Genomic DNA, 15,620 nt, shown 5'->3' with positions numbered 1-15,620 from the left:
GACGGGAGCTCGAAGCGACGCGCGGCCGCTTCTCCACCATCGAGCCACGCGATGAAGAGCGGTTGTTCCTTCGGGCCTCTACCGGCGCTCGGCAGGAGCCACGATGAGGCGCAATGCGGCCTGGTAGGCAGCGTCGCAGACTTGTTCCTGATCGTCTTCACTCAGCAACCGGATCAATCGCTGGAGCACGCGCTCGTTGCGATGGGTGGGCTCCAACTGCCCGAGGAGCTCCGCTGCCGTGCGGCGCACCCATCCACCGGCGCTGGCGTCGACCCAGGGCTGGATGCCCCAATCGAGTGCGCGCATCGCACAGTCGATGGCCTTCTCGCTCGCTTCCCGGTCACGCACATTGAGCAGAACCGCCACCGTTTCCAGGCGCTCATACCAACGCCCCTCGTCACGGCAATCCTCGAGCAAGCCAAGCAGGGCCGGTTTCACGCCGGGCGGCGGCCCCTCGGGAATGGACATCAGTGCGAGCGCGGCGCCCCGGCGCTTCAGCCACTCCGGGTCATGCACCATCTCCAACAAACGCTTCAACGTGGGTTCATCGTGAGAGGCCTCGAGAGCGGCCATCCGGGCGACCGAACGACGAGCCTTTTCAGCCAGATTCCCTGGTTCGTAATGGCCGGCAGCTCCCAGCCAGGGAATGAATGAGTCTATTGGAGCATCCTCGGCAGGGAGCTTCTCTGAAAGAGTCATCACCGTTGTCGCTCGCACCTCCCAGTCCTCATCGTCGAGCCGAGGGAGAAGGGCCTGCCTCACGGCTTCGTTGCTGCCCACCACGGAACCCAGTGCCTTGATGACCTCGCTACGCACTCTGATGCTCTCATCGTCGAGCCGAGCGAGGAGGGCCTCCCGCACGGACTCATCGTTGCACACCAAAGCCCCCAGCGCCCTGGCTACCTCCTGACGAACCTGGACGTGCTCATCATCGAGCAGGGCGAGGAGGGCCTCCCGCACGGTTCCGTCGCTGACCGCCAAGGCCCCCAGCACCCTGACTACATCCCGACGTACCCACCAATCCTCGTCGGTGATTCGAGCGAGGAGGGTTTGCCGAACGGTTTCGTCGCTGACCGCCAGGGCTCCCAATATCCTGGCAACATCGCTACCCCAGCGCTCGTGGGCGAGCCGGGAGAAGAGCGCCTGACACACAACCTCGTCGCTGCCCGCCACGGCGCCCAATACATTCGCTGCTGCTCGACCCACCTCGAAGACCTCGTCAGCAAGGATCAGCCGGAGGAGGAGGGCCTGCCGCACGGCTCCGTCGCTGCCTACCACGGCCCCCAGCGCCCAGACCGCCGCTCGACGCACATCGGAGTCCTCGTCGTCGAGCCGGGCGAAGACGGCTTGCCGCACGGCCATGTCGCTGCCCACGACGGCTCCCAGTACCCAGACCGCCGCGCTACGGACCTTCGAATCCTCGTCAGCGAGCCGGGCGAGGAGGGTCCGCCGCATGGGCTCATTGGTGCCCACAACGGTTTCCAGTGCCTTGGCCGCCACTCGACGCACATGGATGTCTTCGTCATCGAGCCGCGCGAAGAGCGCTTGCCGCACGGCTTCGTCGCTGCCCACCATGGAACTCAACGCCTCGGCTGCCACCCGGCGCACATCGGAGTCCTCGTCGTCGAGCCGGGCGAGAAGGGCCCGCCACACGGCTCCTTCGACGCCGGCTCCTTCGACGCCGGCCCCTGCTCCCAGCGCCCAGACCGCCGCTCGACGCACCTCGGAGTCCTCGTCAGCGAGCCGGGCGAGGAGGGCCTGCCGCACGGCCTCGTCGCTGTCCACCACGGCATGCAGCGCCGCGGCTGCCACCCGGCGCACACCAGAGTCCTCGTCGTCGAGCCGGGCGAGGAGGGCCTGACGTACGGACCCATCGTCGTCCACCATGGCTCCGAGTGCCTTGGCTGCCGCTCGACGCACAGCGGAGTCCTCGCTGTCGAGCCGGGCGAGAAGGGCCAGCCGCACGGACTCGTCACTGCCCACCAGGGCACCCAGCACCTCGACCGCCTCGCTGAGTACCTGCCGGTGCTCGCCGCCAAGCCGCGAGAGGAGGACCTGGCGTACGGATTCGTCGCTGCCTACCAGGGTTCCCAACGCCTCGGCTGCCCTTTCGCGCACCTCGGGCTCCTTGTCGGCGAGCCGGGGGAGGAGTGCCTGCCGCACGTCTCCATCGGTGTCCACCACGGCACGCAGCGCCTCGGCCGCCTTTTCACGCACACCGGGGTGTTTGTCGGTCAGCCGGGAGAGCAGGGCCTGCCGTACGGCTCCATCACTGCCCACCCTGGCCCCCAGCGTCTCAACCGCCACCCGACGCACATCGCGGTCCTTGTCGGCGAGCCGGGAGAGCAGGGCCCGCCGCACGGCCTCGTCGCTGCCCACCAGGGGCCCCAACGCCTTGGCTGCCCTTCTACGCACAGCGAAGAGTTCGTCGGTCAGCCGCGAGAGGAGGGCTTGCCGCACGGCCTCGTCGCTGTCCACCATGGCGCCTAGCGCCTCGACTGCCGCGCAACGCACATCGGATGACTCGTCGGTGAGCCGGGCAAGAAGGGCCTGCCGCACGGCCCCGTCGTTGCCCACCACGGAACTCAGTGCCTCGACAGCCCATTCACGCACTTCGGAGGTCTCGTCCTCGAGCCGGGAGAGCAGGGCCTGCCGCACGGCTCCATCACTGCCGGCCACGTCTCTCAGCGCCAGGACCGCCTCGCTCCGCACATCGGGTTCTTCGTCGGTGAGCCGAGCGAGGAGCGCCTGCCGCACGTATCCATCGTTGCCCGCGAGGGCTCCCAATGCCTTGGCTGCCGCGCCACGTACATCGGGTTCCTCATCAGCGAGCCGGGAGAGGAGAATCTGCCGCAAGGCTCCGTCACCGCCGGCCATATCTCCCAGTGCCAGGACCGCCGTGCTCCACACATGGGGTTCTTCGCCGGCGAGCAGCGAGAGCAGGGTCCGCCGGATGTATCCGTCGCTGTCATCCATGGCTCGCAGCGCGTCCTTCGCCGCGGCCCGAAGCTCGGGGGACCTCAGCCAACGGATCAGTCTTTCGCGAAGCTCGGCGGGCATCGCTCCGTGGGGCCACTTCGTCATGACTCGAATGGTTTCCTCTGCATCGGGCCGCTCACCCACCCAGGCGAGGAACGCATCCTTTGCCGGCTCATGTCCCAGCTGCATCAGCCGAGCCATCCCCGTCAGTGCTTGTTGACGGACCGAGGGCACCCGCGCTGTTCGCAAGGCCTCGAGTCGAGCCAGAATGCCGTTCAGTCTCGTCTTGGATCGCGTGCCGCCCTCCGCGAGCACCGCTGTCGCCAGAAACAAATCCCGGTGGAGCGCCTCCTCGTGCTCGCTGTCCGCTCCCAGGATTCTCCCCACCAATTCATCGACCTCTTCATCCCGGCGCTCGATGACCCCGAGCTGACCCGCACACAGCAAGAGGGGCTCATGCCAGCGCGGGTCATGCAGGTGGGGCCGGAGGAGCTCCCAGCGGCGCTCCGGGGACTCATGCGCCAGGGCCCGCCCCACGAAGTACTCCTGGAATGTGAGATGCAGGAAGCCATGGGCATCGTGGCCCCGCTCTCCGAGCAGCCCGGCGATATCCCGCATCTCCTGATGACGCAGTACCTTCACCAGATCGCTCTGGCGCGCCGTCCCGCCAGGGCGGTGCCGCTGAAGCCAAAGCGCCAGATCCATCAAGTGCTGTTGGGCTACATCGGGTTCGACTCGCTCGGCCCAATGCTCCAACACCCTGCGCACGTAACGGTCATAGAGCTCCATCCGCCGAGCTGGCAATTGTCCTTCCTGCCGTCGCAGCTGTGCCAGCATCGTCAGCAGAAGGGGATTGGAGGCCAGGTGCGTCACACCCGGCTTGCTGTGCACGTCCGACAGCAAGGCCCGTGCTTCCTGTCGCGCACGCCGCAGCACCACCTCCGAACGCTCGCCACCCGCGGCCAGCACCTCGAATGCCTCGCACCACTTCCGCGCGAACCGCTCCATCTCCTCCGGCCCGAAATCCAGCACCATGTAGTGCGGCCATGTGCCCGGAAGCCGGACCTCCCGGTAGCCGATGAACCGGCTGGTGAGCACGAAGCGGTTGCCTCGGCCCTCCCACTCGTGAAGCAAGCCGCTGACCTGTTCGGCCACGTGCCGTCGCGTCGTCAGATCCAGCACCTCGTCCAATCCATCGAGCAGGACCAGGGCTCTTCCTTCCTCCAGGGCCTGGTGGAACAGCGGCTCCAGGCCTCGCGGGTTTCTCCACCGCGCGCAGGAGGGGGCGAGGAACTGCTCGAGCGTCGTGGTGTCGTCCGTACGTCTCAGGTGCTCGTCATATGCGGCGAGCGAGACGAAGATGGGCAAGCGTCCCTTCCTCGTTCCTCCCTGCTGCTCCGGCGCGATGGCGCGCAGGGCCAGGTAGTGAAGCAGCGTCGTCTTGCCAGAGCCCGGGTCTCCCAGCAGGACCATGACGGGCTCATCCAGCTCCACCTGTGTGGCATCGAGGCTCCAGCGTTGGAGGCGCGGCTGTTCACCGCGCGCCTCTTCACGCCAGCGCCGGTAGCGCAAGCTGTCCAGCTCCCGGTCCTGCTCCTCATCCAGGCGTCCCTGCCGCCCCGTTTCCTGAAGGAGCCTGCGCTCGGCGGCGCTGAGTTCATCCGCCGCATCTGGAACCTCGGCCAATAGCTTCAGCCCGACATACACCTCCTCGAGCGGCAGGCTCACCGGCTGGCCTGTGGGCGTGAGGCCCTTGAAGGTCAGGAACTCGAACGCGTCCCTCACCGTCTTCCGGTAGAGCGATTCCACTTCCGCCAGTTCGGCCTCGGAGTGAGCCATGGCCGGGGACTCTAATGCGGATGGCCCTGGGCTATAGAGTGCCCATGGCTCCCTCCCATCCCTCGATTCACCGCCCGGCCACTTCCACCGCATCCGATCCCCTGACACGCCGCACCGTGCTCGGCTCGGCGCTCGCACTGGCCGGGGCGAGCGCGCTCGGCTGCGTGGGGCGCGGACAGCGGCTTGGGGTGGGTCAGACCTACGATGTCCTGGTCCAGGGCGGCACCGTCTATGACGGTGCGGGCGCGCCAGGCGTGGCCGCGGACGTTGGCATTGCGGGAGGGCGCATCGTCGCCGTGGGTGCTCTGGCGGGAGCGAAGGCTCGTACCCTGATCGATGCGCGCGGGCTCGCCGTCGCACCCGGATTCATCGATCTGCACTCGCACGCGGATGGCACCCTGTTCGACGACCCGAATGCCGAGTCTGTCCTCCGTCAGGGCGTGACGACCGTCGTCGCCGGGCAGGATGGGTTCTCACGAGCACCCCGCTTGCGTGCTCCCGAGTCCTCCGTGGCGGGAGGTGGCTCGGAGCGCTCCTTCGGGAGCATGGGCGCCTTCTTCGAGGCCATCGAGCGCCTCTCGCCCGCCGTCAACGTCGCGAGCATGGTCGGGCTCGGAACGGTGCGGGAATCGGTCATCGGCGAGGAGAACCGTCCCGCCACGCCCGAGGAACTGGCCAGGATGGTGGCCCTCGTCGAGGCCGCGCTCGCCGAGGGGGCGTGTGGCGCGTCCTCCGGGCTCGAGTACACGCCCGGGGCGTTCGCCTCCCTCGAGGAGCTCATCGCCCTCTGCCGCCCGCTCGGTGCACGCGGGCTCGTCTACGCGACTCACATGCGCAACGAGGACGAGCGGATCCTCGACTCCATCGACGAGTCGATTGCCGTCGCGCGGGGCGCGGGCTGCCCGCTCCACATCTCCCATCTGAAGACGCAGGGCCCCCGGAACTGGAGCAAGCTCGACCAGGTCTTCACCCGCCTGGAGCACGCGCGCACGGTGGAGCGCGTCGACCTCTCCTTCGATCGCTATCCCTACACGGCCTACCAGACCACCCTGGCCAACCTCTTCCCCGCCTGGAGCCGGGACGGTGGCACGGATGCCTTTCTCGCGCGTCTCTCGGATCCGGTGATGGGAGAGCGCTTGCGGTCGGCCGCGATGGCGAAGGTGGAGAGCATCGGCGGTTGGGACAACGTGATGGTGTCCTCGGTGGCCCATGCGGTGGACCGGGCCGCGGAAGGTCAGCGGCTCGGCGGCCACGCCGCGGCACTCGGCACCTCTCCCTATGAGCTGGCCGTCGGTCTGCTCCAGCGCAGCCGCGGTAACGTGGGCATGGTCGGCTTCGCCATGAGCGAGGACAACCTCGTGCGCATCCTCTCGCACCCGCTCGGGATGGCGGCGAGCGATGGCTCCGCCGTGGCGCTGGAGGGGGCCACGCGCCGTGGCCACCCTCATCCGCGCTCGCTCGGGACCTTCTCCCGGGTGCTCGGCGTGTATGTGCGCGAGAAGAAGGTGCTGACGCTCGAGCAGGCCATCCACAAGCTGTCGGGATTCCCCGCCGCCCGTGCCCGCATGAAGGATCGCGGACTGCTCGCACCCGGGATGGCGGCGGACGTCGTGGTGTTCGACCCGGCCAGCGTCGCGGACCAGGCCACCTATGCCCATCCCTTCGCGTACGCCACGGGCGTCCGCGCGGTGTTCGTCAATGGGGCGCTCGCGTTGCGTGACGGCGAGCGCGGGCCGCACCGGGCGGGACGTCCTTTGCGGCTCACCGCGGGCTGACGGGGGGCGGGGGCGGCTGACGGCGCGGCACCATGCGCCAGGCGACCCAGGCGCCGAGGGCGCTCAGGGCCGCGCCGCAGAGGATGGTGATCCCCGCCCAGGCCGGACTCCGGCCGCTGCCAATCGCCCAGGCGTAGAGGGATGTGAAGACGAGTGGGGCGACGACGCTCGTCGCGCTCGCGATCGAGGAGACGATGCCTTGCAGGCGCCCCTGCTCGCCGGCGCCCACGGCCCGCGACATCAGGGTCTGCAGCGCCGGCCGGACGATGGCGCCCAGGGCGGCGATGATGGCTCCTGGCCAGAACAGGGCGGCCGTGGGCGCGAGCCCCATCGCCAGCATGCCGATGCCCTGGAGCGTGGCGCCCAGGATGAGGGTCCGGCGCTCGCCCAGGCGGCGGGCGGCGGCGCCCGCGACGAAGCCCTGGACGAGGATTCCGAGCGCCGCTTCCACGGCCACGAAGACGCCGAACTGAACCGGGCTCCAGCCATAGCGATGGGCGGTGTAGAGCACGACCATGTTGTCGCTGCTCTGGAAGGAGAGCCACGACAGGAGCAGCACGGCCGCCAGGGGGCGGAGGGCGGGGTGGGTTCCAAGCAGCCGGAACGCCTCCCCGAGCCCGATCCTCGGCTCATGGGTCGACGTGCGATGTTCGTGGGCAAGTGGCTCGGGCAGGAGGCTCGCCACGTAGAGCGCGCCCACGGCGGCGATGGCGGCGCCGACATGGAACGGCGCGCGAAGGTCGGCCTCCGCCAGCCAGCCGCCGAGCAGGGGGCCTACGAGAATGCCGGCGTAGAGGGCGCCATTGACGAAGCCGTAGGCGCGGGCGCGCTCGTCCGGCGGCGTGGTGTCTGCCACGCCCGCCATGACCGCGGCCTGGCTGGCGAAGGTGAGGCCGCAGACGATCCGCCCCGCGAGCAGCCACCCAAGGTTCGGCGCCAGGGCATCGAGGAGGAGCTCGAGCCCGACGCCCCCCATCGACAGGAGCATGAGCGGCCGACGGCCGAACCGGTCGGACAAGGCGCCCAGGATCGGGGCCATGAAGATCTGGGGCAGCGCCCAGGCCACCTCCAGCCAGCCAACCCAGAGGGCGGTCATGCCGGGATGGCCATCAAGGAACGAGCCCACGAGGCGAGGAATCACCGGGAAGCTCACCGATTGCGCCAGGCCATCCAGGAAGAGCAGCAGGGAAAGGCGCGCGACCATGCCGCGCGCGAAGGGCGTGTGGAGACGGGAATTCATCGGCAACTCGAGCGCAAAGGGCCGCGTGCGGCGGCCGCTTCAAGAGATGGGAGCAGGTCCGAAGGGAGCTCCGCGCGGAGTCCCGCGCGGGACGGACTTCAGGCTCGAGTCTTGCCGGTGCAGATCATGGGACAATCCTGGCTACAGCGCGGTCCAGGAGCAAGCCGGGCGTTGGGCCCGGAAGCTCATCAATCGAGAACTCCTCGACGGTACGCCTGTGACACCGGATATCCGGATTTTCAGGCCTTACCTCTTCAGACGTCGAGCGGGTTCGTGGTACCCACGGGCATCGCGAACAGAATCGAGAGGGTACGGTGCGCAAAGGATCCTGTCTGTTGCTGGCGGTGCTGCTTCTGGGCGGTATTCAAGTACAGGCGCAGGAGGTGCAGGGTCCTCGTGACCGGGCGGGGGCCGTTCAGATCATCGCGGAGCTCCGCAAGATCGTGGCGCCCGAAGGGCTGGAGCGCACCGAGAAGCTCCGCATCGGAGGCATCGATCAATGGGTCTCGGTCCGCAGCCGCGACCCGCGCAATCCGGTGCTGCTCGTGCTCCATGGCGGCCCCGGCTGGGTGGCGATGCCCACGAGCTGGTATTTCGCGCATGGCTGGGACGAATTCTTCACCGTCATCCAGTGGGACCAGCGCGGCGCGGGCAAGACGTATGTCGCGAACGATCCGGCCACGGTCGCCCCGACGCTCACGGTCGAGCGGATGCATGCGGATGCCGAGGAACTCGTGAAGTGGGCACGCAAGACCTTTGGCAAGGAGAAGATCTTCGTCCTCGGCCATAGCTGGGGAAGCATCCTCGGGCTCACCCTCGCGGAGAGGCATCCCGAATGGCTCCATGCCTATATCGGCGTTGGTCAGGGCATCGACGCACGGGAGAGCGAGCGGCGTGGCTGGACCTGGACGATGGAGCAGGCGCGCGCGGCGAAGAATGAAGAGGCGATCCGCGACCTCGAATCGATCGCGCCCTATGCCGTTGGCGGCAAGCCGCTGCCGGTGAAGGACGTGCTGGTCCAGCGGCGCTGGCTCAACTTCTTCGGGGGTGCCGCCTATCGGCGTCCCAATGCGAGCTTCGAGGCCGCGGCGGTGAACCTGTCGCCCGAGTACACCGACGAGGAGGTGCGCCAGGTCTGGACGGCGGAGGCGTTCTCGGTCGAGCGGCTCCTGTCCGCGATCCTGACGGCGGATCTGAAGCATGTGAAGCGGCTGAAGACGCCGCTGATCCTGTTCCTCGGGCGTCACGACCACAACGTCTCGGCGGCGGTCGCCGCCGAGTGGTTCGCGGGCGTCAAGGCGCCATCGAAGAAGCTCGTCTGGTTCGAGCAGTCGGCGCACGAGCTGATGGCCGAGGAGCCGGGCAAGGTGCTGCTCTCACTCGTCCGCGATGTCCGCCCGATTGCCGAGCGCGCTGGCGATGTGGCGCCCGCTGGCACCCGATAGCGCCGGCACCTGGTTGCTGAAAATCCGCCAGAAGGGGAGGTGAAACGTTGTCGGACCCCTCCCGCGACCGGGGCCGGGCAAAGGGGTATCCTCTCGCCGTACTTCGGAGAGAACGTCATGAGCCAGGCAGCGAGCCAGTCCCCCCTCGTCTTCGATCTCCTCAGCCCCGCGTCCGCCCAGGATGCGCAGCCGCTCTTCCATCGGCTTCGGGCCCAGGAGCCCATCCATTGGAGCCCGCAGCTCCAGGGCTGGGTGTTCACCCGCCATTCCGACATCGCCAACGCCCTGAGGGATCCCCGCATGGTCGCGGGACCGATGACGGGGCAGTTCGAGCGCCTCCCCGAGGAGGCCCGGAAGCAGCTCCTGCCGCTGCGCGACGCCGTCAACATGTGGATGGGGCACACCACCCATGAGGGCCACCTCCGCTTCCAGTCGTTGCTCAAGCGCTACTTCACCCCGCGCACCGTGGAAAGCCTCCGTCCGCGGATTCAGGCCATCACCGACACGCTGCTCGACGCCGCCGCGGCGAAGGGCGGCTCCATCGATCTGGTGCAGGAGCTCGCCATTCCGCTGCCCTCGAGCGTCATCGCCGAGATGCTCGGGGTGCCCCTCACGGACGAGTACATGCTCCAGCGCTGGTCGAGGGATCTGACCGCCATCTTCAGTGCCTTCGACGTGCAGCAACTGCTGCGGAGCCAGCAGAGCGTGATGGAGATGATGAACTACATGCGCGACGTGCTCGCCCAGCATCGCCGCGCCCCGGGTGAGAACATCCTCGAGGTCTTCGTGCGCGCCCAGGCCGAGGGGCTCGTCAGTGAGGAGGAGATCCTCTCCAACTGCGCGTTGCTGCTGTTCGCCGGCCACGAGACCACCGCGCGGCTCATCAGCAAGGGAATGTTGCTCCTGTTCCAGCACCCGGAGCAGTTCGCGAAGCTGCGCGAGGACGCCTCGCTCATGCCCCAGGCGGTGGAGGAGATGCTGCGCTACGCCGACGTGGTGGGCTTCATCACCCGGCTCACCGTCGCGCCGGTGGAGTTCGGCGCGCAGGTGGTGCAGCAGTTCCAGATGGTGTACCTGGCGCTCGCCGCGGCGAACCGGGACCCGGATGTCTTCGCCGAGCCGGACCGGTTCGACATCACCCGCAAGCCGAGCAAGCACGTGGCGTTCGGGTTCGGCTCGTTCTACTGCCTGGGAGCGGCGCTGGCGCGGCTGGAGGCCCAGGTCTTCTTCGAGACGCTGTTGCGCCGCTTCCCTCACGTGCGGCCCGCGAAGGACACCCAGCCCACGTGGGAGACGCGGCCCCCGCTCAACCGGGAGCTGCGCGCGCTCCCCGTGGAGCTGTAGGCGCGGCGGGCCCGGGCCGGGGGCGGCGGTGGATGAACTCCGTGGCGGAGCGGGTTGCTCCAGGCTACGGAGTGTCTGAGCCATGCCCCCGAGAGCCCGAGGACACACAGGACTGAGCCCGCGAGATGCCGAGCGTCTGCGCCCCTGCCTGGACGCCTTCCTGGCGTCTACGGACAGCCGGGCGCGCATCGCGTTCGATCCGCTGGAGTTTCCGCACCGCTACCGCGACCCGAGGGACATCGAGGTGAGCGCGTTGCTGGCCGCGGCCCTGGCGTACGGGCGCGCGGACCTGTTCCGGCCCAAGGTGGATGCGTTGCTCGCGCGCATGGGCCCGTCGCCCGCCGCCTTCGTGCGCGCGCTGGATGTGGCCGGGGCTCGCGAGCTGCTCTCGGGCTTCGTCTATCGCTTCAACGTGGGCACGGACGTGGCGGTGCTGCTGCTGGGCATGGGCCGGGCCCTGCGCGAGCTCGGGAGCCTGGAGGCGCTCTTCGTCCAGGGGCTGGAAGCACGGGGCTCCTGGCATGGCGCGCTGGATGCGTTCACCTCGGCCCTGCGGGACGTGCCCATGCCGCCTCTGCGCGAGGTGCTCGGGCCCGAGCGCGGGTTGCAGCACCTGTTGCCCTCGCCCCTGGGCGCCGGCGCGGCCAAGCGGCTCAACCTGTTCCTCCGGTGGATGGTGCGCGGGCCGGATGGCGTGGACCTCGGCATCTGGAAGCGGGTGCGCCCCTCGGCGCTGCTCATTCCGCTGGATACGCACATTGGACGGATTTCGAAGCACCTGGGGCTGACCCGCCGGAATGACTTGAGCTGGCGCACCGCCGAGGAGGTGACGGCCTCCCTGCGCACCCTCGATGCCGCCGACCCCGTGCGCTTCGACTTCGCGCTGTGTCACTACGGCATGAGCGGCGTGTGCCCCACGAAGCCCATTCCGGAGAATTGCTCCCGGTGCAAGTTGCTCCCCGCTTGCTCCGTGGGACAGAAGACCGTGAAGGGCATGCACAGGGGCAACCCAATGGGTCCGATACCCTCACCCCGACCCTCTCCCGGGGGGAGAGGGAAAACTACCCCCTGAGTGGTTGACGGGGACTCTCCGAGCGGGGATACACGCGCCATGACGTTGGCCTCGGTCGTCGGACAGCCTCGCGCCATCGACGCGCTCCTCGCGGCTCTGCGCGGCGGCTCCGTTCATCACGCCTACCTCTTCGCCGGGCCCGAGGGCGTCGGCAAGGAGCTCGCCGCCGTGGGGCTCGCCCAGGCCCTCACGTGCCCGGAAAAGCCCGATGAAGGGTGTGGCTCCTGCTCCAGCTGCACCCGCATCTCCAAGGGCGCCCACCCGGACGTCTCCTGGCTCATGCCCGATGCCCAGCGCGTCGAGCGTGGCCTCGCGGGGCGCTCGGACATCCAGGGCACGCCCAGCCGGGAAATTCGCGTGGAGCAGATCCGCGGATTGCTCGAGCGCATCACCCTGCGCGGGCTCGAGTCCCGGCGCAAGGTGGCCATCGTGGTGGATGCGCACATGATGAACCCGCAGGCGCAGAATGCCTTCCTCAAGACGCTCGAGGAGCCGCCCTCGGACACCACGCTCATCCTGCTGGCCTCGGCCCCGGACAAGATGCTGCCCACCATCCGCAGCCGCTGCAGCAAGGTGCACTTCGGCCCGCTGCCCGTGGCGCTCATCGCCGAGCGTCTCCAGAAGGAGCGCAAGCTGGACGCCCAGACGGCGGAGCTCGCGGCGGTGATGGCGGGCGGCAGTCTGGGGCGCGCCCTGGCGTTGGACCTCGACGCGCTCGCGGCGCGCAAGGACGTCATCAGCGGCTTCGAGTCCCTCAAGCCCGGCGAGGTGGGCCCCATGTTGCGCTGGGCCGAGACCTTCGGGTCCTCGCGTGAGGAGGCCGAGCAGGCGCTCTCCATCCTCTCCATGTGGACGCGGGACGTGTCGCTGGCGAAGGCGGGCGTGGAGCGGCTGGCCAACCAGGACATGCTGGAGCTGGCCCAGGAGGTGGCGGCCCGCACGCACGAGACGGTGCTGCACCGCCGGCACGCGCTGCTGGAGAAGACGAAGGCGACCATCGTGGAGCGCAACGCGTCGCCGAGGTTGCAGCTGGAGCGGATGCTCATCGAGCTGCTGGAGGGGCGATGAGCGCGGACATCGAGGACGTGCTGGACGAGGCGAAGGCCGGCAAGGTGGCTCCGCTCTACCTGCTGTGGGGCGAGGAGTACCTGGTGCGCCGGGGCGCGGACGACCTGGTGAAGGTGCTGCTGCCGGATGCGTCGGCGGGGTTGAACTTCGCGGTGCTGGATGCGGGCTCGCCGCGCGAGGTGGCACAGGAGCTGGCCACGCTGCCGCTCTTCCCCGGGCGCAAGGTGGTGCTGGTGCGCGACCCGGAGTTCCTCGCGCCGAAGAAGGGCCGCGGGGACGCGCTGGGCAAGGCGCGCGAGGCGTGGAAGGCGGGCAAGCGCAAGGAGGGCGCGCGGCGGTTGTTGGCGCTGGCGGCGCGGGCGGGGTGGGGCGTGGAGCAGCTCGATCCGGGCGCTCCGGGCGCGCCGTCGGTGGACCAGTGGAAGGACGAGCTGAACGTGGAGCTCGCCGAGGCGGACCTGGCCTTCCTCAAGGAGGTGGCCACGTTCTGCCGCGAGGAGCGGATCTCCGCGCCCGAGGGTGACGCGAGCGCGCTGCTGGAGCTGTTCCAGAAGGGCGTGCCGCCGGGGCATGCGCTGGTGCTGGCGGCCTCGGAGGTGGACGCGAAGAACCCGTTGGTGAAGCTGGCGGCGGACAAGGGCCGCGTCGTCGAGCGCAAGGTGGCGGCACGCCACAAGGACTTCGAGCTCGAGCCGCTCGCCGAGGAGTTCCTGCGGCCCTTCAAGAAGAAGCTGGGCAAGGGGGCGGCGGAGCAGCTCAAGGAGCGCATCGGCGGCAACGTGCGGCTCCTGCAGTCGGAGCTGGAGAAGCTGGCCACGTACTCGCAGGGCCCGGCGATCGAGGCCCAGGACGTGGCGCTGCTGGTGGCGCACACGCGCGAGGAGGAGTTCTTCGAGTTGTCCGAGGCGCTGCAGAATCGCAACTTCAAGGCGGCGCTGGACTACACGATGGACGCGATGGGGCAGGGAGTCCACGGGCTGCAACTGCTGGGCGCGGTGGCCTCCATCACGCGCGGCATGTTGGAGAACCACGAGCGGCTGGAGAAGTACGCGGGAGGCTCGCTGCCGCGCTCGTACCCGGACTTCAAGTCGCGGGTGTTCCCCAGGGTGGAGGAGGAGGCCAAGGCGGCCAAGGGCAAGGCTCCGCACCCGTACGCGGCGTTCCTCGCGATGCAGGGGGCGGCGCGCTACAAGCGGCGCGAGCTGCTCGACGCGCTGGTGGCGTGCGCCGACGCGGACCTGTCGCTCAAGTCCTCCGCGAGCGGCAAGCTCGTCATCGAGCGGCTGCTCTGGACCGTTTGCGGGAGCGCCTGACGGGCTCGGCGCTGGGGGCCGTGCGCTGCACGGCGCCCTGGGGCCCATAGAGCGGGATCCCGGGGCTGCGGACGTATTCGAAGATGAGCGACGTCTCCAGGTGGGCCACCTCGGGCCGGGTGGTGAAGGAGTCCATGCCCAGGTCCCTCAGATGATCCGCGTCCCGCACCGCCACGTGCACGAGGAAGTCGTTGGCTCCGGCCACGTGGTAGACGGCCAGCACCTGTGGCAGCGACAGCGCATGGTGGCGGAACTCCTCTACCATCTCCCGCGAGTGCTGCCGCAGCCGCACGGCGATCATCGCCTGGAGCCCGATGCCCACCGCGCGCGGGTCCACCTCGGCGTGGAAGGACTTGAGCACGCCCGTCTCGCGCAGCCGTGTCACCCGCGCCAGACAGCTCGACTGCGCGAGCCCCACCTCGGCCGCCAGTTCCTTGTTCGACAGCCGCGCGTTCTTCTGCAGGGCCTCCAGGATGGCGAGATCGATGGCGTCCAGGTTCGAGGTTCCTTCCATGTGTGGAAGCGTATTCCGGTCAGCGTGGATTCTCCCGGCCGAAGTGTCGAACTTCGAACCCGCTCCGGCGTGAAATCCGTTCCATCGAACAGAACGCCGGGGTGATTCCGGAGGAGCGTCCATCCGCCCTGGTGGGGATCGTCTTCTACCGGTAACGCGTGGGGTCATGATCCACCCTGAAAGCACATCTCTCCGGGCTTCGAAGCCCATGGCCAACGACGTCCTCTCCCGCAACAACGTCAAGGTGACGGGCAGGGGCAGCCAGCCGATCCTCTTCGCGCACGGCTTCGGTTGCGATCAGAACATGTGGCGCTTCGTGACCCCCGCCTTCGAGGCGGACTACCGGGCCGTCCTGTTCGACTACGTCGGCTCGGGCAAATCGGACCTCCGCGCGTACAACCGTGAGCGGTACTCCAGTCTGAACGGCTACGCGGAGGACATCCTCGATATCTGCCGGGCCCTCGACCTGAAGGACGTCATCCTCGTCGGCCACTCGGTGAGCAGCATGATCGGGCTGCTGGCCGCCATCCGCGAGCCCGAGCGCTTCCAGCGGCTCGTCCTGGTGGCTCCCTCGCCCCGCTACATCAACGAGGCTCCTGACTACGTGGGCGGCTTCGAGCGGAAGGACATCGAGGAGCTGCTGCAGACGATGGACAAGAACTACATCGGCTGGGCGAACTTCCTGGCGCCGATGGTGATGAACAGACCGGATCGGCCGGAGCTGGGCCAGGAGCTGACGGAGAGCTTCTGCTCCACGGATCCGACCATCGCCCGGCGGTTCGCGGAGGTGACGTTCTTCTCCGACAACCGGAAGGATCTGCCCAAGCTGACGGTGCCCTCGCTCATCCTCCAGTGCTCGGACGATCTGATCGCGCCCCGGCAGGTGGGCGAGTACCTTCACCGCAACCTGGGGCGCAGCACGCTGCGGGTCGCTCGTGCCACGGGACACTGTCCGCACATGAGCGCTCCGGAGGAGACTACCTCCATCATCAAGGACTACCTGGGCCAGGTGCCCATGTCCTGAGACTACG

Annotated in this window: 10 protein-coding genes; 7 read left to right on the top strand and 3 right to left on the bottom strand. The window is 68.7% G+C overall.

Annotated elements, in window-relative coordinates:
- Positions 1-78 precede the first annotated feature (78 nt).
- Complete coding sequence (locus tag BO221_RS54095) at positions 79-4,818, bottom strand: HEAT repeat domain-containing protein (RefSeq protein ID WP_073564523.1); 4,740 nt, start codon at positions 4,816-4,818, stop codon at positions 79-81.
- 44 nt (positions 4,819-4,862) lie between these two features.
- Here BO221_RS54095 and BO221_RS31380 point away from each other — a divergent pair, with 44 nt between their 5' ends.
- Positions 4,863-6,593 carry an amidohydrolase family protein gene (locus BO221_RS31380; protein WP_158079943.1) on the top strand — a complete coding sequence of 577 codons (1,731 nt, stop codon included), beginning with the start codon at positions 4,863-4,865 and terminating at the stop codon, positions 6,591-6,593.
- On the opposite strand, the gene BO221_RS31375 is transcribed toward BO221_RS31380, so the two are convergent.
- Positions 6,580-7,833, bottom strand: coding sequence for an MFS transporter (locus BO221_RS31375; RefSeq protein ID WP_083681643.1), 1,254 nt, complete (start codon positions 7,831-7,833; stop codon positions 6,580-6,582). The two genes, BO221_RS31380 and BO221_RS31375, sit on opposite strands and share 14 nt — an antisense overlap.
- Positions 7,834-8,177: 344 nt before the next feature.
- On the opposite strand from BO221_RS31375, the gene BO221_RS31370 reads away from it, so the two are divergent.
- From BO221_RS31370 to holA, 5 genes are all read left to right on the top strand, one after another.
- The gene (locus BO221_RS31370) at positions 8,178-9,278 is read left to right on the top strand and encodes an alpha/beta fold hydrolase (RefSeq protein ID WP_233166347.1); all 1,101 of its coding nucleotides are present in this window, start codon (positions 8,178-8,180) and stop codon (positions 9,276-9,278) included.
- A 117-nt stretch (positions 9,279-9,395) separates the two neighbouring features.
- A complete protein-coding gene (locus tag BO221_RS31365; RefSeq protein WP_073564522.1) occupies positions 9,396-10,622 on the top strand; it encodes a cytochrome P450 in 1,227 nt (408 codons plus the stop codon).
- A gap of 82 nt (positions 10,623-10,704) precedes the next feature.
- Entirely contained in the window at positions 10,705-11,694 is a 990-nt protein-coding gene (locus BO221_RS31360) for a TIGR02757 family protein (protein ID WP_083681641.1), read from the top strand.
- A 39-nt stretch (positions 11,695-11,733) separates the two neighbouring features.
- Positions 11,734-12,762, top strand: a complete 1,029-nt coding sequence (holB, locus tag BO221_RS31355; protein ID WP_073564521.1) for a DNA polymerase III subunit delta' — start codon at positions 11,734-11,736, stop codon at positions 12,760-12,762.
- Positions 12,759-14,075: a DNA polymerase III subunit delta gene (gene holA / locus BO221_RS31350; protein ID WP_073564520.1), complete on the top strand. Its 1,317-nt coding sequence runs from the start codon at positions 12,759-12,761 to the stop codon at positions 14,073-14,075. The genes holB and holA overlap by 4 nt, the downstream gene beginning before the upstream one ends.
- Here the strand turns inward: holA and BO221_RS31345 are convergent.
- Positions 14,035-14,589: an Lrp/AsnC family transcriptional regulator gene (locus tag BO221_RS31345; protein ID WP_073564519.1), complete on the bottom strand. Its 555-nt coding sequence runs from the start codon at positions 14,587-14,589 to the stop codon at positions 14,035-14,037. The two genes, holA and BO221_RS31345, sit on opposite strands and share 41 nt — an antisense overlap.
- 208 nt (positions 14,590-14,797) lie before the next feature.
- On the opposite strand from BO221_RS31345, the gene BO221_RS31340 reads away from it, so the two are divergent.
- Positions 14,798-15,613 carry an alpha/beta fold hydrolase gene (locus BO221_RS31340; protein WP_073564518.1) on the top strand — a complete coding sequence of 272 codons (816 nt, stop codon included), beginning with the start codon at positions 14,798-14,800 and terminating at the stop codon, positions 15,611-15,613.
- Positions 15,614-15,620: the final 7 nt, after the last annotated feature.

Origin of the sequence: Archangium sp. Cb G35, assembly GCF_001896145.1 — a bacterium.
Classification (GTDB): domain Bacteria; phylum Myxococcota; class Myxococcia; order Myxococcales; family Myxococcaceae; genus Archangium; species Archangium violaceum.
Note: the sequence above shows the minus strand (reverse complement) of the source record. Positions and strands in the feature narration are given on the sequence as shown.